5 protein-coding genes (1 of these 5 only partly in view) are annotated in these 25,085 nt (G+C 74.1%); all 5 read left to right on the top strand.

Annotation, left to right across the window (positions count from 1 at the left end):
- Tightly spaced (each overlapping or abutting the next), the 5 genes in view from ACFPFG_RS32635 to ACFPFG_RS32655 form a layout consistent with a single transcriptional unit that may run on beyond the window.
- Positions 1-2,127, top strand: a complete 2,127-nt coding sequence (locus tag ACFPFG_RS32635) for an AMP-binding protein (RefSeq protein WP_380110017.1) — start codon at positions 1-3, stop codon at positions 2,125-2,127.
- A complete protein-coding gene (locus ACFPFG_RS32640; RefSeq protein ID WP_380110019.1) occupies positions 2,124-10,067 on the top strand; it encodes an amino acid adenylation domain-containing protein in 7,944 nt (2,647 codons plus the stop codon). Before ACFPFG_RS32635 ends, ACFPFG_RS32640 begins: the two co-directional genes overlap by 4 nt.
- On the top strand, positions 10,064-14,707 hold the full coding sequence (locus ACFPFG_RS32645; protein WP_380110021.1) for a type I polyketide synthase: 4,644 nt from the start codon (positions 10,064-10,066) through the stop codon (positions 14,705-14,707). The genes ACFPFG_RS32640 and ACFPFG_RS32645 overlap by 4 nt, the downstream gene beginning before the upstream one ends.
- Positions 14,704-18,111, top strand: coding sequence for a non-ribosomal peptide synthetase (locus ACFPFG_RS32650; RefSeq protein ID WP_183021967.1), 3,408 nt, complete (start codon positions 14,704-14,706; stop codon positions 18,109-18,111). The genes ACFPFG_RS32645 and ACFPFG_RS32650 overlap by 4 nt, the downstream gene beginning before the upstream one ends.
- On the top strand, positions 18,108-25,085 hold the 5' portion of the coding sequence (locus ACFPFG_RS32655; protein ID WP_380110023.1) for an amino acid adenylation domain-containing protein. The gene runs 2,877 nt beyond the window's last position; the window shows 6,978 of its 9,855 coding nt (coding positions 1-6,978); the start codon lies at positions 18,108-18,110; the stop codon falls past the right edge of the window. The genes ACFPFG_RS32650 and ACFPFG_RS32655 overlap by 4 nt, the downstream gene beginning before the upstream one ends.

Here is a 25,085-nt window from a genome sequence, read left to right on the forward strand (position 1 = left end):
ATGTCTGATGCAGACAAGGGCCTGGGCGAGGTCCTGCGCGCCCGGGTGAGCGCCGCCCCCGGCAAGACCGCGCTGCGCTTTCTGCGCCAGGGCGAGGCGCAGACCGAAGCCGCCAGCTACGAAGCGCTTTACGGCCGCGCCGCGTCCCTGGCGCAGGCGCTGGCCGCCCGCCAGGCGCGGGGCAGCCGCGTGCTGCTGATGTACGAGGCGGGCATCGACTTCGTGGTGGCCTTCTGGGCCTGCGTGCAGGCCGGCATGGTGGCCGTGCCCGTGCCGCTGCCCAAGCCCAACCGCAGCCTGCGCTGGTACGAGCACATAGTGCAGGATGCGCAGATTGCCTGCGTGCTCGGCGAAGGCGCGCTGCAGGCGCGGCTGGCCGCCGCCCTGCAGGCCAGCGCGCCGCTGCGCGCGCTGGCCTGGCTCGCCGAGGAGCAGGGCGGGCACCCGGCGCTGGCGCCCGTCGCCGCGCGCGGCGACGACCTGGTGCTGCTGCAGTACACCTCGGGCTCCACCGGCGCACCCAAGGGCGTGCGCGTGTCCCACCGCAACCTGCTGGCCAACGAGGCCATGATCCAGTCGCGTTGGGGCAACCATGCGGCCTCGGTGATCGTCAGCTGGCTGCCGCATTTCCATGACATGGGGCTGATCGGCAAGATCCTGCAGTCGCTGTATGTCGGCGCCGAGCTGGTGCTGATGCCGCCGGCAGCCTTCATCCAGCGGCCCGCGCGCTGGCTGGAGGCCATCTCCCGCCACCGGGGCAGCAACAGCGGCGCCCCCAATTTCGCCTACGAGGCCTGTCTGCGCGACATCGACGAGCGGCAGCTGGCGGGGCTGGACCTGTCGAGCTGGCAGGTCGCCTGGAGCGGCGCCGAGCCGGTGCGTGCGCGCACCCTGCAGGCCTTTGCCCGGCGCTTTGCGGCCTGCGGCCTGCGCGCCGAGGCGCTGAGCGGCTCCTACGGCCTGGCCGAGGCCACGCTGATGGTCACCAGCGCCCATCCCGGCCCCACGCCGTTGCTGCGCGTGGACGCGGCGGCCCTGCAGCGCGGCCGTCTCCAGGTGCTGGAGCGCGCGCAGCCCGGCCAGCCGGGCCTGGACTGCGCGGACGGCGACGCCTGGCTGGCGGGCTGCGGCCCCTGGATGCCCGACCACCGCCTGCGCATCGTGGACCCCGCCACCGGCGCGCCGCGCGCCGACGGCGAGGTCGGCGAGGTCTGGTTCGCCGGTGCCAGCGTCTCGGACGGCTACTGGGGACAGGCCCAGGCCAGCCAGCAGGCCTGCCATGCGCGCCTGGCCGATGCGGCCGGGGACGCCACCCCCTATCTGCGCACCGGCGACCTGGGCTTCATCGACCCGGGCAACGAAGGCGCCGGCCAGCTCTACATCGTCGGCCGCATCAAGGACATGCTGGTGATCCGGGGTGTCAACCATGCGCCGCAGGACATCGAACACAGCGTGGCCCGCTGCGATGAAGCCTTCATGCCCGACGGCTGCGCGGCCTTTTCCGTGGTGGCCGATGGCCAGGAGCAGCTGGTCGTCGTGCAGGAGCTGCGCCGCAGCCACATGCGCCAGGTCGATGGCGCCGCGCTGCTGCGCCGGGTGCGCGAGGCGGTGGCGGCCCGGCATGCGCTGCAGCTGTTCGCGCTGTGCCTCATCGCGCAGGCCCACCTGCCCAAGACCACCAGCGGCAAGGTGCAGCGCCAGCTGTGCCGCACGCTGTTCCTCGAAGACCGGCTGGACTGCGCCTACGCCTGGCGGCGCGGCGCGGTCGATGCCCAGCAGGCGCTGTGCGCGGACGCGGGCCAGCAAAGCCGGCGCTACGGCGCGGTCGGCCTGCCCGGTGCCGCCGCAGTGCACGACGAAGCGTCCACGCTCGAATGGTTGCAGCAGTGGCTGCAGTCGCATTGCGACGTGGAGGCCGGCGGCGTGGACGCCGAACTGAGTTTTTCGGCCTTCGGCATGGACTCGGCGCTGACCGTGCGCATGGTCGATGCCCTGGCCCGGTGGCGTGGCATCGAGCTGGAGGCCGAGGTCGCCTGGAACTACCCGTCGCCGGCCCTGCTGGCCTCGCATCTGGCGGCCTTGCCGCATCCTGCAGCCCGCGCACCGCACGAGAAGGTTCCCGCATGACGCTCCCCCGCGACGAAGACATTGCCATCGTTGGCGCGGCCTGCCGCTTTCCCGGCGGCGTGCACGATCTGGACAGCTACTGGGCCCTGCTGCAGGCGGGGCGCGATGCGCTGGCGCCCGTGCCGCCCCAGCGCTGGGACCAGGCGGCCCTGTTCGATGCCGATCCCGAGGCCGCCGGCAAGAGCTATGCCGCCGAGGCCGGCTTTGTCGAGGAAGTCGATCGCTTCGACGCGGGCTTCTTCGCCATCGCGCCCGATGAGGCGGCGGCCATGGACCCGCAGCACCGCCTGCTGCTGGAGACCGCCTGGCATGCGCTGGAGTCGGCCGCCCTGGCGCCCGATGCAGCCTTCGGCGCCCGCACCGGCCTCTTCGTCGGGCTGTGCTCGGACGACTATGCGCAGCTGTCGCTGCAGATGCACGAGCTGCCGGCGGCCTCCATGCACCAGCAGCTCGGCGGCATGCGCGCGCTGGCGGCGGGCCGCGTGGCCTACCACCTGAACCTGCAGGGGCCGGTGATGCAGCTGGACACCACCTGCGCCTCGTCGCTGCTGGCCGTGCACCAGGCCTGCCGCAGCCTGCGCAGCGGCGAGACTGACTGCGCGCTCGCCGGTGGCGTCAACCTGCTGCTGTCGCCGGCCCCCATGGTGGCGCTGAGCCGCCTGCGCGCGCTGTCGCTCAGCCAGCGCTGTCGCGCCTTCGATGCCGCGGCCGACGGCTATGCGCGCGGCGAGGGCGTGGCCCTGGTGGTGCTCAAGCGGCTGGCGGACGCGCAGCGCGCGGGCGATCCCGTCATCGCTGTGATTCGTGGCTCGGCCGTCAACCATGATGGCGCCAGCAATGGCCTGACGGCGCCCAACGGGCTGGCGCAGGAGCGCGTGATCGCCGCCGCGCTGCGCGATGCGGCACTGCAGCCGTCACAGGTCAGCTATGTCGAAGCCCATGGCACGGGCACGCTGATGGGCGATCCCATCGAGGTCGGCGCACTGGCGCGCGCCTACGGACCGGCGCGCGGCGTGGCGTCCGCGCCGCTGTGGATCGGTTCCGCCAAGTCGAACATCGGCCACCTGGAGGCGGCGGCCGGGATGGCCGGCCTGCTCAAGCTGTGCGCGGCCCTGCAGCACCGGCAACTGCCGGCCAGCCTGCATGTGCAACGGCTGAACCCGCATGTGCCCTGGGACCGCATCCCCGTGCGCGTGCTCACCGAGCGCCAGGACTGGAGCGCGCCGCGCCGCGCGGCGGTCAGCGCCTTCGGGCTGAGCGGGACCAATGTGCACATGGTGCTCGAGGAGGCCCCCGCCGACGCGGCGGCGCAGCCGCCCGCCGGCGCCCCTCCGGCCCTGTGCCTGCTGCCCCTGTCGGCGCGCACGCCCGAGGCCCTGCAGGCGCTGGCCAGGCGCTACCGCGACCGCATGGCCGAGGGCGGCGGCACGGACCTGTGCACGCTGTGCTTCAGCACCGCCACCGGGCGCAAGGCCCTGCCGCAGCGCCTGCTTCTGGCGGCCGATAGCCTGGCGCAGGCCGTGGCGCGGCTCGACGCCTGGCTGGCCGCCCCGGCCGCAGCCACCGGCGTGTGGACCGATGCGGCCGCGCTGGATGCCGGCGCCTTGCCGGCCGCGCTGCGCGATGCCGGTCAGGCCTGGCTGCGCCGCAAGCCCGTGGACTGGGCCGCCTGCTTCCCGGGCCACCAGGGCCGCCGCTGCGCCCTGCCGCGCTATCCGTTTGCGCGCGAGCGCCATTGGCTGGCGCGCCAATGGCCGTTCGCCGGCGCGGCCGTCCCGCAGGCCGCCAGCAACCTGGCGTATGCACTGCAGTGGCAGCCCTGGAGCGCCACCCCCGGCGCCCAGGCGCCGGCCTGCCTGTTGCTGAGTGCCGACACCGCCTGCGCACAGGCGCTGGCCCGGGCTCTGCAGGCCCAGGGCGCGCCCTTCGTGGCGCATGCCACGGTGCAGTCGCTGCCGCAGGACAGCCAGGCAGGCCACTGCGTCTGGCTGGCGCCCGAGGGGCAAGCGCTCGAAGCCGTGCTGGACGAACTGGCTGCCGTGGCGCAATGGGTGCAGGCGCAGCCCGCCGCGCTGCGGCTGTGGGTCGTCACCGGCCAGGCCTGGGCCGACGCGCCGGACCTGAACAGCGCCGCGATCTGGGGCTGGGCGCGTTCGGTGCGGCTGGAACTTGGTCCGCGCTGGGGCGGCCTGGTCGATCTGCCGGCCGGCGAGGACCGCCAACCGCTGGACGCGCTGGCCGCCTGCCTGGCCAGTACCACGGCGGAGGACGAATTCGCCATCCGCGCAGCGGGCCGCGCGGTCGAGGTGCCGCGTCTGGATGCCGCGCCGCCGCCGGCTGCCGCCGCCGCCTTCGCCTGCGACCCGGCCGGCAGCTATCTGCTGACCGGCGGCCTGGGCGCGCTGGGCATGGCGCTGGCGCAGGAGCTGGTGCAGGCCGGCGCGCGCCACCTCGTGCTGGCCTCGCGCGAAGGGCCGCAGCGCCTGCTGCGCGACGCGGCCTGCGCCGGGCGCGTGGCCACCTGGCGGGCGCGCGGCGTGGCCGTGGACGTGCTGGGCCTGGATGTGTCCCGGGCCGATGCGGTGGCGGATTGCCTGGCGCAGCTGGCGCGCGACGGCCGCCGGCTCAAGGGCATCGTGCATGCGGCCGGCGCGCTCGACCAGGCCGGCCTGTCGGAACTGGGCCGGGACGGCGCCTGGGGCGTCGGCTGGCGCGCCAAGGTGGACGGCGCGCGCCATCTGGACCGGCTCAGCCGCGCTGCCGCACTCGACTTCTTCTGGCTGTGCTCCTCGGTCACCGCGCTGTGGGGCATGCGCACGCTGGCGGCCTATGGCGCGGGCAATGCCTTCCTCGACGCCATCGCCGCGCAACGCCGCGCCCAGGGGCTGGCGGGCCTGTCGCTGCGCCTGGGCCGGCTGGAGATCGCCGGCCTGATGAGCGACAGCGACGCCGCCGTGCTGGACGCCATCGGCATTGCGCCGATGCGCCTGCCCGCGCTCATGGCCGGCATCCGCCAGGCGGCGGGCGCGGCCGATGCCGTGGCCACCCTGGTTTCGGCAGACTGGCCGCGCTTTGTGCGCCACCGGCGCGAGCAGGGCGCGGCCACGCTTTTCGAGCGGCTGGCCGCCGGGCCGGCCGAACCCGCTGAGTCGGCCGAAGCACCGGCCGCCGCCCCCGGCGCCACGCACCCGGCCGGCGAGCGCCGCGACTGGCTGGCCCGGACCCTGGCCGAGGCCATGAAGCTGCCCGTGGCGCGCATCGAGGAGGCGTCCAACCTGTTCGAGCTGGGGCTCAACTCCGTGATGTCGATGCTGGTGCGCCAGCGGCTGGAAGCCGCCTGGGGCTTGCGCACGGCACCCACGCTGCTGTTCGAGCAGCCCAGCCTGGACGCGCTGTGCGCTTGGCTCGATGCGCGGCTGCAGGCACCGGTTCCCGCGCCGATGCCCGCCGTGCCCGCCGTGCCGGTCGCGGCCGCCGCGCCGCGCACCGTCTTTTTGTTCAGCGGGCAAGGCTCCATCCATGCAGGCATGGGCCGCAGCTTCTATGCCGGCGAGCCGGGCTTTCGCCGCACCGTCGATGCATGCTGCGCCCAGCTGCAGGCGGAGTTCGGCCTGGACCTGCGCGAGCGCCTGTTCAGCACCGATCCCGAGGCGCTGGCCCACACCGGCGAGGCGCAGCCGGCGCTGTTCGTCATCGGGCTGGCGCTGGCCCGCATGTGGGAGGCGCAGGGCGTGCGTGCCGACCTGCTGATCGGGCACAGCGTGGGCGAGTTCGCCGCCGCCTGCCTGGCCGGCGTGTTCTCGCAGTCCGACGCGCTGCGCCTGGTGATGGCGCGGGCGCGCCTCATGCAGGCCCTGCCCGAGGACGGCGGCATGTGCGCGGTGTTCGCTGCGCCCCAGGCCCTGGACGGCGTGCTGGCGCGCTGGCCGCAGCTGTCGCTGGCGGCCGTCAACGCGCCGCGCCAGGTGGTGCTGTCGGGCGAGCGCAGGGCGCTGGCGGACTGCGTGCAAGCGCTGCAGCAGGCCGGCCTGGTCTGCCAGCCGCTCAGCGTGCGCCATGCCTTCCATTCGCCGTCCATGCAGCCCATGCGCGAGGCCTTCGCGGCCGTGGCGCGCACGCTGGCCTACCAGCGGCCGCAGCGCGCCCTGATCTCCACCGTCAGCGGCCGGCGCGCCGGCGACGACATGGCCGGCGCCGACTACTGGGTGCGCCATGTCGAGGCCACCGTGCAGTTCGCCGATGCGCTGCGGCTGGCGCTGCACGAGGGGGCAGGGCGCTTCATCGAGATCGGCCCGCGCAGTGCGCTGACCGGCCTGGCCCAGGAGATCGTCGCCGAATCCGGGGACCAGGCCACCGCCGGGCATGCGGGCGACGCGTCGCCACGCCACCAGTTCCTGGCCACGCTGGCGCGCGAGGAGGGCGCCTTCGAGGCCTGGCAGGCCGCGCTGGCGGCGCTGCGCCCCGCCGCCACGGCCCTGCCGGTGCTGGTGCCCGAGCCCGCGCAGCGCCACCAGCCCTTCCCCATGACGCCCATGCAGCATGCCTACTGGCTGGGCCGCCATGCGGCGGTGGCCGGCGGGCAGGTCGCCATCCACATGTACCTGGAGCTCGATGTGCCGGCGCTCGACGTGGCGCGCATGGAGCGGGCCTGGAACGCGCTGGTGGCGCGCCACGACATGCTGCGCGCCATCGCGCGGCCCGACGGCTCCCAGCAGGTGCTGGCCGAGGTGCCTGCCGTGGTGCTGGCCTGCCATGACGCGAGCGGCGCCGATGCGGCGCAGCGCGAGGCCCACCTGGCCTCGGTGCGCGCCGCGCTGTCGCACCGCAATGCGGCGCTGGACCGCTGGCCGCTGTTCGAGCTGCGCGTGACGCACCTGCCCGAGGCCGTCTCGCGCCTGCATTTCAGCCTCGACGGCTGGTGCCTGGACGGCTGGAGCTACCAGATCCTGTTCCATGAGCTGCACCGGCTCTACACCGATCCGCAGGCGGCGCTGCGCCCGCTGGGTCTGGGCTTTCGCGACTATGTGCTGGGGCTGCGCGCACTCGAACAGGGGCCGGCCCATGCCCAGGCCTGGCAGCGCTGGCAGCAGCGCCTGCCGCAGCTGCCGCCGCCGCCGCGCCTGCCCCTGTGCGAGGCCGGCGACCCAACCGGGGGAGCGGCCGGGGGAGCGGTCGGCGCGCGTCCCGGCTTCGGCCGCTGGCAGCGCCAGCTGGACCGCACCGTCTTCGCCGGCCTGCAGCAGCGCGCGGCGCGCCATTCGCTGACGGCAGCCACGGCCATGCTGGCCGCCTACGGGCGGGTGCTCAGCCGCTGGAGCGAGTCCACCGATCTCACGCTCAACGTACCGCGCTTCAACCGCCAGCCGCTGCACCCGGACGTGCCGCGCCTGGTGGGCGAGTTCGCCTCCTTCACCCTGCTGGCCGTGCGCCGCCGGGCCGGCGAGGACTTCGCCACGCAGGCACGCGGCCTGCAGGCGCAGCTGTGGGAAGACATGGAAGGCCTGCCCGTGGCCGGCGTCACCCTGCTGCGCGAACTCAACCGCCTGCACCGGCTGCAGGCCCTGGAGGAGGGTGCGGAGCCGGCCGCCGCGGGCGCGCCCGTGCTCATGCCCTTCGTGTTCACCAATATGCCCGAGGAGGCGCTGGACGGAGAGCACATCGGCCTGCTCGACGCCTGGGGCGACGACGGGCGCGTCAACGACTTCATCACGCAGACGCCCCAGGTCTGGATCGACTGCCAGTACCACCTGCGCGACGGCGGGCTGTTCGTGTTCTGGGACGCGCTGCAGGCGCAGTTCGCGCCAGGCCTGCTCGACACCCTGTTCGACGCCTATGTCGGCCTGCTGCAACGGCTGGCCAGCGACGACACTGCCTGGACCGCCATCGATCCGCTGCCCCTGCCGCCGCTGCAGGCGCAGGTGCGCGAGCGCGTCAACGGCCTGGTCGCCGCGCTGGCGCCGGACCGGCTGCACGCGCGCTTTGTGCGCAGCGCGCGCCAGCATCCCGAGCGCCCCGCCGTGCTGGGCTTGGGCGCGGCCATGAGCTATGGCGAGCTGCATGTCCAGGTGCGCGACATCGCCGCGCGCATCCTGCAGGCCCTGGGCCGGCGCCCGGACGCTGCGCCGGCGCCCGTGGTGGCGGTGGTCATGCCCAAGGGCTGGCAGCAGGTGGCCGGCGTGCTCGCCGTGCTCGCGGCCGGTGCCGTGGTGCTGCCGCTCGATGCCGACCTGCCGGCCGCGCGCCTGGCCTGGATGCTGGGCGATGCGGGCGCGGACCTGGTGCTGGTGCGCGCGCAGGGGCCGGCCGGCCTCGCGGACCCGGCTGACCCGGGTCTGCCGCAACTGGTCGTCGAAGATCGCCTGACGCACAGCGACGCCGGCACGGACTGGCCCGTGCGCCCGCACGACGGCCTGGCCTGCATCATCTACACCTCGGGCTCCAGCGGCGAGCCCAAGGGCGCGCGCATCGGAGAGCCGGGCCTGGTCAACGCCATCGACTACACGCTGCAGCGCTTTGGCATCGACCACCAGGCCCGCCTGCTGGCCCTCACTCCGCTTCACCATGACATGGCCTGCTTCGACCTGTTCGGCGCCCTGAGCGTGGGTGCGGCCATTGTCATGCCCGAGCCGGCGGGTGCCAGGGACCCCGGCCACTGGCTGCAGCTGATGCGCTCGCATGGCGTCAGCGTGTGGAACAGCGTGCCCGCCATGCTGGAGATGCTGCTCAGCCATGCCCGCGCCGACGAGGCCCTGGCGCGCCAGGCCTGCACCCGGCTGGCCACGGTGTTCCTGGGCGGCGACTGGATCGCGCTCACGCTGCCCGCGCGGCTGCGGCAGCTGAGCCCGGCCGCCCAGGTGGTCAGCGTGGGCGGCCCCACCGAGACCACGCTGTGGAACGTGATGCATGCCGTCGAGGGCGTCGCGCCCCACTGGCGCAGCATTCCCTACGGCCGGCCGATCGCCAACACGCGCTACCACGTGCTGGACGCGCTGCTGGAGGAGCGGCCCGACGGCGTGGTCGGCGAGATGCATGTCTGCGGCGTCGGCGTGGCGCGCGGCTATGTGGGCGATCCCGCGCGCAGCGCCGCCGCCTTCCTGCGCCACCCACGCACCGGCGAGCCCATGTACCGCACCGGCGACCTGGGCCGCTACGGCGCCGACGGCACGCTCGAATTCATGGGCCGGCGCGACCGGCAGGTCAAGATCTCGGGCGTGCGCATCGAGCCCGCCGAGGTCGAGGCCGCGCTGCTGCGCCACCCGGGCGTGGCGGCGGCGGTGGTGGTTATCGCCGGCGAGGGCGCGCGCCGCCAGCTGGCTGCGGCCTGGGTGGCCCATGCCGGCCTGGCGCCACAGGCCGAGGCGCTGCGCGGCCATGCCGCCGCAGTGCTGCCGCCGGCCCTGCGGCCTGCGGTCTGGCTGCCGCTGCCGGCACTGCCGCTGACGGCCAACGGCAAGGTGGACCGCCGCGCCATCGCCGCGCTGGCGCTGGCCCAGACCGCGCAGGCCCGGCCGGCCGCGGCCCCGGGCCAGGCCCTGGCGCCGCGCATGAGCGCCGTGCAGCAGCACATCACCGCGCTCTGGGCCGAACTGCTGCAGCGCCCGGGCGTGGGCCTGGGCGAGAACTTCTTTGAGGCTGGCGGCAATTCGCTGCTGGCCACCGAACTGTTCGTGCGCCTGAAACAGGCCTATCCGCAGCTGGCCTCGGTGGTGACGCTCTATGAGCACCCGACCGTCGAGGCCCTGGCCGCGCACCTGCAGCCCGGTGCCGCGCCGCCGCTCAGCGGTGGCGCGCTGCCGGCCGCCGCCTCGCGCGGCGAGCGCCGGCGCGCGCTGCACCGGGGCGTAGCGACGCCCGGCGTACCGACGCCCACGCCTTCCGATTCCCCGCCAGCCGGCGCCACCGGCGCGCTCCCCTCCATCCACCTCCCATTGCTGCCATGACTCCAGAGCACAGCGCAAGCTACCAACTTCCCTCATTGAACGGCACGGTCGCCATCATCGGCATGGCCGGCCGCTTTCCGGGCGCCGACGACGTGGACACGCTGTGGCGCCATGTCTGCGCGGGCCGCGACGTGCGCGGCGGCGGCGAGGTGCCGGGCGCGGGATCGGGCTACCTGCTGCAGGGCATGGAGGACTTCGCGGCCGAATTCTTCGAGGTGCCGCCGCGCCAGGCCAGCCTGCTGGACCCGCAGCACCGGCTGTTCCTCGAAGTGGTGTGGCATGCGCTCGAAGACGCGGGCTATGTGCCCGACCGCTGCCCCGGCCATGTGGGCATCTATGCGGGCGCCAACTTCAACAACTACCTGTTCAATGTGGCCGACCACTTCGACCTGGAGGCCATCGACACTTACCTGGAGGCGATGATCGCCAACGACAAGGACTACCTGACCTCGCGCGTGGCCCACAAGCTGGGCTTCAGCGGGCCGGCGGTGAGCGTGTCCACCTCGTGCTCTACCTCGCTGGTGGCGATCGCCACGGCCTGCCAGAGCCTGCTGGACCTGCAGTGCGACATGGCGATCGCCGGTGGCACCGGCCTCAACGTGCCGCAGCAGCGCGTCTACCGGGACTACCAGGAAGGCGGCATGTCGCGCGATGGCGCCTGCCATGCCTTCGACGCCGATGCCACCGGCGTGGTCCACGGCAGCGGCCTGGGCGTGCTGGTGCTCAAGCGCACCGAGGACGCGCTGCGCGACGGCGATGCCATCGTCGCCCTGGTGCGGGGCTTCGCGGTCAACAACGACGGTGCGCGCAAGGTCGGCTACGCGGCCCCCAGCGTCGAAGGGCAGGCCGAGGTGCTGGCCGAGGCGCTGGCCATGGCCGGCATCGACGCCGACTCGGTGGGCTACATCGAGGCGCATGGCACGGGCACGCCGGTGGGCGACCCCATCGAGTTCGCGGCGCTGTCCCGGGTCTATGGCGCGCAGGGGCCCAAGCGCTGCGCGCTGGGCTCGATCAAGAGCCATGTCGGCCACCTGGGCGCCGCCGCCGGCGTGGCCGGCAGCATCGTCGCCGCGCTCGCGCTGCAGCGCGCCACCCAGCCGCCGATGCTGCACTACCGGCGCCCCAATCCCGCCATCGACCTGGCTGCCAGCCCGTTCGAGGTGCTCACGCAGGCGCGCGACTGGCCGCGCCAGGACGCGCCGCGCCGCGCCGCCGTCAGCTCCTTCGGCATCGGCGGCACCAATGCCCATGTGGTGCTCGAAGAGGCGCCGCCGCTGCTGGACCGGCCTGCGGCCGATGGCATGCAGCTGGCGGTGCTGTCGGCACGCAGCCCCGAGGCGCTGGAGCGCATGGCGCAGCGCCTGGCCGACCACCTGCAGGCCTGGCCCGATCTGCGGCCGGCCGACATCGCCTTCACCCTGGCCCAGGGCCGCAAGACCTTCCGCCACCGCCGCAGCCTGGCCTTCGACAGCGTGGCCGACCTGGCCGGCCAGCTGCGCAAGCCCGGACGCGCCGCCGCCGCCGAGGCGCCCCAGGCCGTGGCCTTCATGTACCCCGGCATCGGCGCCCAGCATGCGGGCATGGGCGCGGCCCTGTACCGCCAGGCGCCGGTCTACCGCGAGGCCATCGACCGCTGCGCGGCGCTGCTGCAGCCCCGGCTGGGGCGCGACATCCGCAGCGCGCTGCTGGCGGATGGCGAGGGCGGCGCGGCCGACGCGGTGGCGGCCGACCTCGCCGATGCGCCCTTCGGCATGGCCTGCGTGGTCGCGGTCGAGATCGCACTGACGCAGCTGTGGCGCAGCCGTGGCGTGCAGCCGGCCTGCCTGATCGGGCACAGCCTCGGCGAATATGCCGCTGCCTGGGCCGCCGGGGTGTTCACGCTGGAGCAGGTGCTCGAAATCGTGGTGCTGCGCGGCGAGCTGATCCGCGGCACGCAAGAGGGCGCCATGCTGGTGGTGAGCCTGGACGAGCCCGCGCTGCGCGAGCGGCTGCCGGCCGGCCTGTCCCTCGCCGCCGTCAATGCCGAGCGCATGTGCATGGTGTCGGGCGCGGCGCGCGACATCGCCGATTTCGAGGGCGCGCTGTGCCGGGACAAGGTGGTCATGCAGCGCCTGGGCGTGGACCGCGCCGCGCACTCGGCCCTGCTCGACCCGGTGCTCGACGCCTTCCGGGCCGCCGTCGCGGCCATGCCCCTGCAGGCTCCCACCGTGCCCTTCCTGTCCAACCTCAGCGGCACCTGGATCACGGCCGGCGAAGCCACCAGCGCCGACTACTGGGTGCGGCACATGCGCGAGACCGTGCGCTTCGCCGACGGCGTGGCGGTGCTGCTGGACGGCGGGCGCCATGCGCTGCTCGAACTCGGCCCCGGCCGTGGCCTGGCGACGCTGGCCAGGCGCCATGCGCTGGCGCGCCGCAGCCACTGCATCCTGGCCAGCCTGCACGGCGGCGAGAAGGCCGGCGACGACGCGCGCGCCTTTGCCCAGGCCCTGGGCGCGCTGTGGTGCTCGGGCGCCGCCGTGGAGACCGCGCAGCTGCTGTCCGGCGCGGCGGCACGGCGCGTGGCGCTGCCCGGCTATCCCTTCGAGCGCCAGCGCCACTGGCTGGAGCGCCGCGCCGCGGCCCCGGCAGTGGTCCCAGCAGTGGCCCCAGCAGTGGCCGCGCTGGACAAGCGCAGCGACATCGACCGCTGGTTCTATGCACCGTCCTGGCGCCAGGCGCCCGCGGCGCTGGCCGACACGCCGGCGCCGCGCGGCGTGGAATGGCTGTTCGGCGTGGAAGGCGAATGGCTGGACGCGCTGGATGCGGCCCGCCGTGGCGAAGGCCATACCGTGCTGCATGTCGAAGCCGGCGCGGCCTGGGAGCGCGTCAGTGCCTCGCATTACCGCGTGCGCCCCGACAGCGACGAGGACCACCGCCGCCTGTTCACCGCCGCGCTGGCCGACTATGGCGCGCCGGCCCGCATCGTCCATGCCTGGGCGCTGGCGCCGCTGGCCGCGCCGGGCGCGCAGGACGAGGCCCTGGACGCGCCCGCGCACCAGCGCGGCCATGCGGCCCTGCTGTGCCTGGCGCGCGCGCTGTCGGCCCACGGGCTGTCGGGCGCGGGCACCGGCATCGTGGTGCTGTCCAGCCAGGTGTTCGGCGTGACCGGCCAGGAGCGGCTGCTGCCTGAAAAGGCCACCCTGCTCGGCGCCTGCCGCACCTGGCCCTATGAGTTTCCCGCACAGGGTTTCGTCCACATCGACCTGGAGGAGCAGCCCCGGCCTGGCGCCTGGATCGACGGCCTGATGCGCGACATCGACAGCGCGCCGGCTCGCACCGGCAACCTGCTGTCGCTGGCCTGGCGCCAGGGGGGGCGCTGGCGCTTCGGCGTCGAGCCTCTGGCCCTGCCGCCGGCGGCGGCCCGGTCGCAGCGCCCGGTGCTGCGCGACCAGGGCCTGTACCTGGTCAGCGGCGGCTTCGGCGGCATCGGCGGCCTGGCCGCCCAGTGGCTGGCGCGCCAGGCCCGGCAGCCGCGCCTGGTGCTACTGGGACGCAGCGCCGTGCCGCCGCGCGACCAGTGGCCGGCGCTGCTGGCCGATGAGGGCGGCGATGCTGCCACGCTGGCGCGCATCCGCCAGATCCGCTCGCTGGAGGCCCTGGGCGCCGAGGTCGAGGCGGTGCAGGCCGACGTGGCCGACCGGGCCCGCATGCAGGCCGTGCAGGCGCAGCTGGCCGAGCGCTTCGGCAGCGCCGTGGTGCATGGCATCGTGCATGCGGCCGGCGTGGCCGGTGGTGGGCTGATGCAGCTGGAGGGCAGCGCCGGGGACACGCGCAATCTGCGCGCCAAGGTCGCCGGCACGCGCCTGCTGGCCGAGCTGTTCGGTTCACCGGCACTGGACTTCATGCTGCTGTGCTCGTCGCTGGGCGCGCTGGCGGGCACCCTGGGCCAGGCCGAGAACACGGCCGCCAATGCCTTCCTCGACGCCTATGCGCAGGCCGGCCCGCTGCGCGCGGGCGTGGTGCACAGCGTCAACTGGGACTACTGGCTGCAGGTCGGCATGATCCTGGAGCTGGCCGAGCGCCACCACCGCATCACCGGCGGCGCGATCGAGACCGGCATCCTGCCCGAGGAGGCGCCCGGCTGCTTCGAGCGCGTGCTGCGCGCCGGCCTGCCCCAGGTGGTGGTGTCCACGGCCGACTTCCCGGCGCTGCTGGCCGCGCGCGCCGAGGCCACGGGCCAGGCGCTGGCGCTGTTCGAGAACGCCGACCTGCGGCGTGACGCTGCCGACGCCACCTCTGCGCGGCCGCTGGACGGCCCGGCCTATGTGGCGCCGGCCAGCGCCACCGAGCGCGTGCTGGCCCTGCTGTGGCAGGAACGCCTGGGGTTGGAGCGCGTGGGCACGGACGACGCGTTCCTGGCCCTGGGCGGCGACTCCATGCTGGCCCTGCCGCTGATGGCCGAGATGCGCGAGGCCCTGCAATTCGACCTGCCGGTGCGGACCCTGTTCGCCGAGCAGACCATCGCGCGCATCGCGCGCCACATCGCCAATCATGAAGCCCGGCCCGGGCTGACCGAACGCGTGGCGGCCGTGTACCTGCAGGTGCGCGGCATGTCGCCCGAGCAGGTCGCGCTGGCGCTTTCCGAAGAGGTATCCGCATGAGCTCCCACCGTCTCGACGCGCAGCAACGCGCACTCATGGAACGGCTGCTGCGCGGCGAAGGGGTCGCCATGGCAGCCCCGGCCGCCAGCGCCGTGCCGCAGATCGAACCCGACACCGCCCACCGCCATGACCCCTATCCGCTGACCGACATACAGCAGGGCTACCTGCTGGGGCGCAACCGCCATTTCGTGCTGGGCAATGTCTCCAGCCATGCCTACCTCGAATTCGAGATCGAAGGCCTGGACGTGGAGCGCTACCGCCAGGCCTGGCAGCAGGTCATCGCGCGCCACGACATGCTGCGCACCGTGGTCCACGACAGCGGCCGCCAGCAGACGCTGGCCGAGGTGCCGCCGTTCGAGGTGGCGGTGCAGGACCTGCGCGGCCTGGAGGCGGCGGCGCGCGAGCAGGCGCTGCTGGCGCTGCGCGAGCACATGTCGCACGAGGTGCGCCCGGCCGATCGCTGGCCGCTGTTCGACGTGCGCGTCAGCCTGATCGATGGCGAGCGCCAGCGCATCCACTGGAGCTTCGACGCCATCGTCTCCGACGTCTACAGCAACTTCATCTTCCAGGGCGAGCTGCTGCGCTGCTACCGCGACCCGCAGCTGCGGCTGCCGCGCACCACGCTGAGCTTTCGCGACTACGTGCTGGCCCTCAAGGCCCAGGAGGGCGGCGAGGCCCATGCGCGCGCGCAGCGCCACTGGCAGCAACGGCTGCAGACGCTGGCGCCGGCCCCGGCCCTGCCGCTGGCCCGCGAACTGGGCGAGCTGCGCCAACCGCACTTCACGCGCTTGCGCCTGGCGCTGGCCGCGCCGCAGTGGCAGGCCATCCGCCAGCAGTCGCGCGCCATCGGCGTGACCACCACGGTGGCGCTGCTGACCGCGTTCTCGCATGTGCTGCGGCGCTGGAGCCGCGAGCCGCGCTTCACGCTCAACCTGACGCTGTTCAACCGCCAGCCCTGGCATCCCGAGATGAACGACATCGTGGGCGACTTCACCGCGACCCTGCTGCTGGGCGTCGAGGCGCTGGCCGACGGGCAGGCCCCCTCGTTCGCGGCCCGCGCCCGGCGTATCCAGGAGCGCTTTCTTGACGACCTCGAACACCGCGTCTACAGCGGCGTGCGCGTGCTGCAGGATTGGGCCGGGCGCTCGCCGGGCCAGGGCCAGAAGCTCATGCCGGTGGTCTTCACCAGCGCGCTGCAGGTGGGCGACGTCAGCGAGCGGCTCGATACCGGGCGCGAACAGCTGGGCCGGCTGGCCTACTCGATCACGCAGACCCCCCAGGTGCTGCTGGACCACCAGGTCTACGAGGAGGGCGGTGGCCTGTGCATCCACTGGGACCATGTGGCCGATGCCTTCCCCCCGGGTCTGATCGAGGCCATGTTCGCGGCCTATGCCGACAGCCTGCGCCAGCTGGCCGACGACGCCTCGGCCTGGCAGCGCGAGCTGCCGGTGGCGTTGCCTGCGGACCAGCAGCAGCGCCGCCGGCAGTACAACGCCACGCGCGACGAGGCGCTGGCGGCCGAGTCCGACGAGCCCCTGTACGCGGCCTTTCTGCGCCAGGCCGCGCGCCAGCCCGAGGCCATCGCCGTGATCGACGGCGAGACGCGCATCGCCTACGGCGAACTGGCGCGGCGGGCCCAGGCCGTGGCCCAGGTGCTGCGCGAGGGCGGCGCCGCGCCGAACCGGCTGGTCGCCATCAGCTGCGCCAAGGGCTGGCGCCAGGTGGTGGCCGCGCTGGGCATCCAGATGAGCGGCGCGGCCTACGTGCCCATCGACCCCGAGCTGCCGCAGGCGCGCCGCGAGGAACTGCTGGAGCAGACCGGCGCCGCCTGGGTGGTGACCGATGCGCGCGCCGACGCCGCCCTGCAGTGGCCGACCGCGCTGCAGCGGTTGGTGCTCGCCGATGCCGTGCCGGGTCCGGAGGTTGCGATCCGGCCCTGGCCCTGCCGCGCCGACGACCTGGCCTATGTGATCTTCACCTCGGGCTCCACCGGCCGCCCCAAGGGCGTGATGATGGAGCATGGTGCGGTGCGCACCACCCTGCTGGACCTGCAGGCCCGACTGCAGCTGGATGCCGACGACCGGGTGTTCGCCCTGTCCTCGCTGAGCTTCGACCTGTCGGTCTTCGATATCTTCGGCACGCTGGCCGCGGGCGCCGCCATCGTCATGCCGCAGGCCGGCCATGAGCGCGACCCCGCCCACTGGTGGCAGTGCCTGCGCGAGCATGGCGTGTCGGTGTGGAACAGCGTGCCGGCGCTGATGCAGATGCTGCTGGCCCACCGCCACGTGCCCGGCGCGCTGGACGGGGTGCGTGCCGTGCTGCTCAGCGGCGACTGGATTGCGCTGGACCTGCCCGGGGCCGTGGCCCGGGCCGCACCCGGCGCCGCACTGCTGAGCCTGGGCGGTGCCACCGAGGCGGCCATCTGGTCCATCCAGTACCCGGTGTCCGAGGTGCGCCCGGGCTGGCGCAGCGTTCCCTACGGCATGCCGCTGGCCAACCAGACCATCCAGGTGCTGGACGACGCGCTGCAGCCCTGTCCCGAGCATGCGGTCGGGCGCCTGTACATCGGCGGCGACGGACTGGCGCGCGGCTACTGGGGCGATGCCGACAAGACGGCCGAGCGCTTCGTGCTCCACCCCGCCACCGGCGAGCGCCTGTACTTCACGGGCGACCTGGGCAGCTTCTGCCCAGAGGGCCATGTGGAGTTCCTGGGCCGCGAGGACTTCCAGGTCAAGGTCGGCGGCCACCGCATCGAACTCGGCGAGATCGAGTCCGTGCTGGCACGCCATGCCGACGTGCGCCAGGCCGTGGTCCAGGTGGTGGCCGACGCCTCGGGCCAGCGCCGGCTGGTCGCCTATGTGGTGCCGGCCGACCAGGGCACTGCCACCCAGGCCGACCTGCAGGCCTTCCTGGCCGAACAGTTGCCGCGCTACATGCTGCCTGCCGCCTGGGTGCGGCTGGACGGCGGGCTGCCGCTGTCGGCCAACGGCAAGGTGGACCGCCAGGCGCTGCCGGCGCCCGACTTCCAGGCCCAGCGCGCCGCCGCCCATGTGGCGCCCGCCGACGCCATGGAGCGCCTGGTGGCCGCAGCCGTCGAGCAGCGGCTGGCCTGCGGGCCCGTCAGCGCGCAGGACAACTTCTTCGACATCGGCGCCAGCTCGCTGGACATCGTCGCCATCCACCAGGCGCTGGAGGCGCAGCTGGCGCGCAGCCTGTCCATCGTCGCCCTGTTCGAGCATGCCAGCGTGCGCGCGCTGGCGCGCCACCTGGCGCAGGACGGGCCGGCCGACGCCGACAACCTGATGGCCCAGGCCCGCGCCCGTGCGGTCCAGACCAGGCGCCGGCCCCAGCGGCCGGCCGCCACCCCCTCCACCGGCCCCCAATTCGCCGAAGACCATCCATGAATCCCTCGACTTTCTCCCCGGCTGCTGGCCAATCCCTGGGCACTGCGGTGCTCGACCATCCCGACGCCGTGGCCGTGATCGGCATGGCCGGGCGCTTTCCGCAGTCGCCCGATGTCCATGCCTTCTGGCAGCACCTGGCCCAGGGCGACGAACTGATCCGCCGCTTCGGCCCCGACGAACTGCGCGCCGCCGGCTTCCCGGCCGAGCAGGTGGCGCGGCCCGGCTTCATCGGCGCTGCCTCGGTGCTGGAGGACGCCGACGCCTTCGACGCCGATTTCTTCAAGGTCACGGCCGCCGAGGCCGAGCTGATGGACCCCCAGCACCGGGTCTTCCTCGAATGCTGCTGGCATGCGCTGGAGAACGCCGGCTATGCGCCTGGTGATCCGGCGGCCGGCGAGGTCGGTGTCTACGCCGGCAGCGGCATCAGCACCTACATGCTGGCGGCCGCGCCCCGGCTCACCGGCGGCGGGCTGACCTCGCTGCTGCAGCTGCTGATGGGCAATGACAAGGACTACCTGGCCACGCGCGTGTCCTACAAGCTGCGCCTGACCGGCCCCAGCGTCTGCGTGCAAAGCGCCTGTTCCACCTCGCTGCTGGCGGTGCACATGGCGGCGCAGAGCGTGCTGTCCGGCGAATGCAGCATGGCCCTGGCCGGCGGCGCCGACATTTCCGTGCCGCAGACCATGGGCTACGAGCACCAGGCCGGCATGATCTTCTCTCCCGACGGCCATTGCCGCGCCTTCGACGCCCGGGCTGGCGGCACGGTGGCCGGCAATGGCGCGGGCGTGGTCGTGCTCAAGCGGCTGGACCTGGCGCTGCGCGACGGCGACACGGTGCTGGCCGTGCTGCGCGGCTCGTCGGTCAACAACGACGGGGCCGACAAGATCGGCTATACCGCGCCCAGCGTGGCCGGCCAGGCGCGCGTGATTGCCCAGGCGCTGGCCGCCGCCGACGTCAGCCCCGACAGCATCGGCTATGTCGAGGCCCACGGCACGGGCACCGAGCTGGGCGACCCCATCGAGGTGCAGGCGCTGGAGCGCGCCTTCCGGGGCGAGACCCGGCGCACCGGCTTTTGCGCGCTGGGCTCGGTCAAGACCAATATCGGCCACCTGAACGCGGCCGCCGGCATCGCCAGCTTCATCAAGACCGTGCTGGCGCTGCGCCACCGCGCGATCCCGCCGAGCCTGCACTACACCCAGCCCAATCCCAAGATCGATTTCGCGCACAGCCCCTTCTTCGTGAACACCGTGCTGCGGCCCTGGCAGGAGGGGCCGGCGCCGCGCCGCGCGGGGGTCAGCTCCTTCGGCTTCGGCGGCACCAATGTGCATGTGATCCTCGAAGAGGCGCCGGCTGCGGACCCGGTCGAGGCGTCCGCGCCCGCCGCCGGCCTGCTGCTGAACGCGCACAGCGAGGCGCAGTTGCGCGCCCTGGCCGCCAGCCACGCGGCGGCGCTGCAGGCCGGGGACGCCCCCGCGCTGCACGACATCTGCCACACGGCCCTGGCCGGACGCCGCCACGACGGCGCGCACCGGCTGGCCGTGCTCGGCCTGGACCGCGCCGACCTGGTCGCCGGCCTGGACGGCTACGCCCGGCTGGACACCCTGGGCGAGCGGGCCAGCCTGGGCGCGCGCGCGGCCGCCGCGCCCCGGGTGGCGGCGCTGTTCACGGGGCAGGGCGCCCAGTACGCCGGCATGGCGGCGGGCCTGTATGCCTCGCAGCCGGCGTTCCGTGAGGCCCTCGATGCCTGCGCGCAGGCGCTGGACGGCGTGCTGCAGCAGCCGCTGTCCGAGGTGCTGTTCGGCGCCCACACGGCGCTGCTGCAGCGTACCGACCATGCGCAGCCCGCGATGTTCGCGGTGGAGTACGCGCTGTACCGCGCCTGGACGGCGGCCGGCGTGCGCTTTTGCGCCGTCGCGGGGCACAGCCTGGGCGAATTCGTCGCCGCCTGCGTGGCCGGCGTGATGAGCCTGCCCGATGCGCTGCGCCTGGTGGCCGCGCGCGGCCGCCTGACCGAGGCCATCGAGGGCGACCGGGGCTGCATGCTCGCCGTGCTGGCCGAGGAGTCCGTGGTCCGCGCCGGCCTGCGCGGCTTCGAGGACGACCTGTCGATCGCCGCCATCAACGGCCCGCGCAACCTGGTGGTGGCGGGCGGCAGCGCCGCCATGCAGCGTTTCGACCAGGCCCTGCAGGCGCAGGGCGTGAGCACGCGCCCGCTGCGCATCGCCGACGCCTTCCACTCGCCGCGCATGGACGCCGTGCTCGACGACTTCGAGCGCAGCGTGGCCCAGGTGACGCTGCACGCGCCGCGCATGCCCGTGGTGTCCAACCTGTACGGTCGCGTCGTCGCCGACGATGAAATCACCCGGCCGCGCTACTGGTGCGACCACCTGCGCGAGCCCGTGCTGTTCGCGGCCGGCGTGGACTGCCTGGCGCGCGAGTTGCAGGTGGATGTGCTGCTCGAATGCGGCCCCCATCCGGTGCTGGCGCGCCTGGCCGCCGACTGCCTGGGGTCCGACACGGACATCGACTGCATCTCTACGCTCAAGCGAGAGCTGGATGACCAGACGCAGTGGCTGCTGGCGGCCGGGCGCCTGTACACGCGCGGCGTGTCGCTCGCCTGGCTGGGACTGGGCGGCGGCCTGCCGGCGCGGCGCGTGCCGCTGCCCGGCTACCCGTTCGCGCGCCAGCGCTACTGGCTGGAGGCCGTGGATCGCGGCCTGCACGGCGGCGCGGCATCCGCATCGGCAGCGGCGCCGGCCTCGCCCGGCTGGCAGGCGCTGCTGTCGGCGGGCCGCGCCCAGGCCGAGGCGGGCCTGCCCGCGCTGGGCCTGCCGACCTTGCGCGCCCATGAAGACCTGCTGCTGGCCCATGCGCGCGCCTCGGTGCTGCGCGCCTTCGAGCGCCTGGCCCTGTTCGCCGAGGACGGCCAGCCCCACACCGTGGCCGTGCTGGCGCGGCGCGGCGGCGTGCAGGCGCGCTTTCACCAACTGCTGGAACGCCTGCTGCAGGCGCTGGCCGAGTCCGGCGACCTGCAGCGCAGCGCCGACGGCGTCTATGGCGGCTTCACCGCCCCCGACGACGCGCACATGGCGCAGCTGGCCGCGCAGTGCGCGCCTGCCTGGGAGGCCTCGCCGGATTTCCGGCCGGTGTTCCTGCAGGCGGCCGAGCAACTGGCGGCGGTGCTGGCGGGCCGCACCAGCGGCCTCGAAGCCATGCTGGGCAACGATTCGCTGACCAGCGCCGAAGGCATCTACGCGGACCTGCCGACCTCGCGCTACTTCAATGCGCTGGTCAGCGAGCTGGTGCGCACGTTCGCGTTGCAGGCCGGCACGCGCCCGCTGCGCGTGCTGGAGATCGGCGCCGGCACCGGCGCCACCACGTGCCAGGTGCTGGCGCATCTGCCGGCCGGGCGCTGCGAATATGTCTTCAGCGACGTCTCGCCGCTGTTCCTGGACCGCGCGGCGCAGCGCTTCGCGGAGCATCCCTTCGTGCGCTACCAGCTGTTCGACATTGACCGCGCACCGCAGCAGCAGGGGCTGCAGCCGCAGTCCTTCGACCTGATCCTGGCCTCCAACGTGCTGCACGCGGCCGTCGACCTGCGCGCCACCATGGCCCATGTGCGCGACCTGCTCCAGCCCTCGGGCGTGCTGGTGATGTACGAGATCGTGCGCGAGACGCTGATCGGCGAGATCACCACCGGCCTGCTGCTGCCCGTGGTGCGCGACACCGAACTGCGCGGCATCCAGCCCTTCATGAACGAGGCGCAGTGGCATGGCCTGCTGGACGGGCTGGGCTTCGATGCCCAGGCCAGCCTGCCCGGTGCCGACTGCGCGGCGTCGGCGCTGGGAGAGCGCGTGCTGCTGGCGCGGCGTGGGCCTGCGCCCGCACTCTCACCTGCACCTGCACTCGCACCTGCACTGGCGCTGCACACGGACGCGCCGGTCTACCGCCGTGTCTGGGAGGCGCTGGCGGCGCCTCGGGTGGGCGCGGCTGGTGCGGCCGCCGCGCCGCCGCCGTCCGGCCACTGGCTCATCGTCTGCGACGCCGGGGGCGTGGGCCAGGCGCTGGCCTACGGGCTGCAGGCCTGCGGCCAGCAGGTCGAACGCGTCGACCGTTCGGACTTCCCGGCGCTGGGCGAGCGACTGCGCGCGTGGGTGCGTGGCCAGCAGGGCGGGCTCGGGCGCATCGTCCATCTGCGCGGCCTCGATGCCCAGCTCGATGCCCAGACCACGGGGGACGAGCTGCGCGCTGCCCAGCAGCACAGCCTGGGCGAGCTGCTGGGCCTGCTGGGCGCGCTGGGCGCGGCCGAGGTGTCGGGCCTGGCGCAACTGGCCATCGTGACGCGCGGCGCCCAGGCCGTGGCGCCTGGCGAAGCGCCAGCGCTGGCGCAGGCGCCGCTGTGGGGCTTCAGCCAGGTGGCGGCGCTGGGCCATCCTGAGCTGCGCCTGGCGCTGTGGGACCTGGACCCGCTGGCCTCTGCGCGCGAAAACGCCCAGCAGCTGCTGGCGGCCCTGCTGCAGCGCGATGGCGGGGAGGGTGAGGAGGCACTGCGCGGCCGGCGCCGGCTGGTGCCGCGCCTGCAGCGGCACCCGGTGCCGCTGGCGGCGCCGCGCCCGCCGGCCTGCGATCCCGCGGCCTGCTATCTGATCGCGGGCGGCCTGGGCGGCCTGGGCCTGGAGACGGCCCGCTGGCTGGCCGCCCAGGGCGCGCGCCACCTGGTGCTGGCGGGCCGCCATGCGCCGGCCGCGGCGGCCCTGGCCGCCATCCAGGCGCTGCAGTCACAGGGCGTGACCGTGCAGGTGGCACAGGCGGACCTGCGCGACGCGGCCGCCCTGGGCGCCCTGGTCGCAGCGCTGGAGCGACCGCTCAAGGGCGTGGTGCACTGCGCGGTGGTCACCGATGCGGCACAGCTGGGCGAGCTGCCGCCGCTGGAGCGCGCGCTCGAAGTGATGGCGCCCAAGGTCGAGGGCGCGTGGAACCTGCACCGCGCCACGGAAGAGGCGCCGTTGGACTTCTTCCTCCTGTACTCCTCCTCGGTGTCCCTGGTGCCGACGCGCGGACTGCCCGACTATGTGGCAGGCAATGCCTTCCTCGACGCCCTCGCGGCCTACCGCCAGGCGCGCGGGCTGCCGGCGCTCAGTATCAGCTGGGGCGCCTGGTCGGACGTGGGCACGGTGGCCGCCAGCGCCCAGCTGCAGCGGCTCGAACGCGGCGGCCTGCGCAGCTTCACGCCGGCCCGCGCGCTGGAACTGCTGTCGCTGGCGCTGGCCGGCGGTGCGCCGCACCTCGGTGTCTTCGATGCCGACTGGCCGCTGCTGCTGAGCGGCCATCCGCCGGCGCAATTGGCCGGCTATTTCCGGCCCGTGGCCAAGGCGGCGCTCGCCGCGGCCGACCGGGCCGAGGCCGCCACCGGCGCCGGCACCGGCACCGAAGCCGCCGATGGCGCACAGGTGCGCGCCGCGCTGCAGGCCGCGCCCGACGCGGCCGCGCGCGAACAGCTGCTGGCCTTGCACCTGCAGCGCACGGTGGGCCGGCTGCTGCGCCGTGCGCCGTCGGCCATCCCGCCCGACGCCGACCTGCTGCACCTGGGCATCGACTCGCTGATGTTCCTCGACCTCACGCACCGCCTGGGCCAGGCCCTGGGGCTGCAGATCCGGCCCAATGAACTCATGGCCGAGATGAATGTCGCGGCCATGGCGCGCAAGCTGGCGGCCCTGGCGCAGACGGCGGGCATGTCCGCCGCCGAGGCGCTCCCGGCGCTGCTGCAGCCATGCCCAGCCGACGCGGCGCTGCCCTTCGAGCTGACCGACGTGCAGCAGGCCTACTGGATCGGCCGCGACCAGGACATGGCCCTGGGCAGCGTGGCCTGCCATGGCTACATGGAGCTGGACTGCGAGCGGCTGGACCGCGAGCGGCTGGCCTGGGCCTGGCGCGAACTCGTGGCGCGCCACGAGATGCTGCGCTGTGTGATCGCGCCGGACGGCATGCAGCGCATCCTGGCCGAGGTCCCGGCCTATGACATCGCCGAACTCGATCTGCGCGGCGACACCGCCGACCTGCGCCAGCAGCGCCTGCAGGCCGTGCGCGACGAGATGTCGCACCGCGTGCCGCGCACCGACCGCTGGCCGCTGTTCGACATCCGCACCAGCCGCCTGGATGACCGGCGCACAAGACTGCACATCAGCCTGGACAACATCATGACCGACGGGCGCAGCATCGGCATCCTGATGAGCGAATGGGTGGCCTGCTATGCGCGGCCCGAGCAGCCGCTGGCGCCGCTGGGCCTGGGCTTTCGCGACTACACGCAGGCGCTGCAGCGCCACCGCCAGGGCGCCGAGCATGCGCGTGCCCGCGACTACTGGATGCAGCGCCTGGACGAGCTGCCGGCGGCGCCCCAGCTGCCGCTGGCCATGGACCCGGCCCAGCTGCGCGCGCCGCGCTTTGGCCGGCGCGAGTACAGCCTGGCGCCCGCCGCCTGGCAGCGCCTGCGCCAGCGTGGCGCCGAGCGCGCCGGCCTGACCCCCTCGGGGCTGCTGCTGGCCGTGTATTCGGAGGTGCTGGCGCGCTGGAGCGCCGCGCCGCGCTTCACGCTCAATGTGCCGACCTTCAACCGCCTGCCCGTGCATCCCCAGGTCAACGACATCGTGGGCGAGTTCACCTCGCTGATCCTGCTGGCCGCCGGCGGCGATGCCGCGCTGCCCTTCGAGCTGCGCGCGCGCCAGCTGCAGCAGCTGCTGCTGCGCGACCAGGCGCACGACAGCTTCACCGGCGTGCAGGTGATGCGCGAGATCGCACGCCGCGACGGCGCCCAGCGCGCTGCCATGCCCGTGGTCTTCACCAGCACCTTCGGCCTGGCCGAACAGGCCGACACCGGCCATGCCGAGCGCGAGCGCCAGGCTGGCCGGCTGGGCGAGCTGGTCTACACCATCAGCCAGACGCCGCAGGTGTGGATGGACAACCATGTGCACGACCAT

It is taken from the genome of Delftia deserti (assembly GCF_042653485.1).
Lineage (GTDB): Bacteria > Pseudomonadota > Gammaproteobacteria > Burkholderiales > Burkholderiaceae_C > Comamonas > Comamonas acidovorans.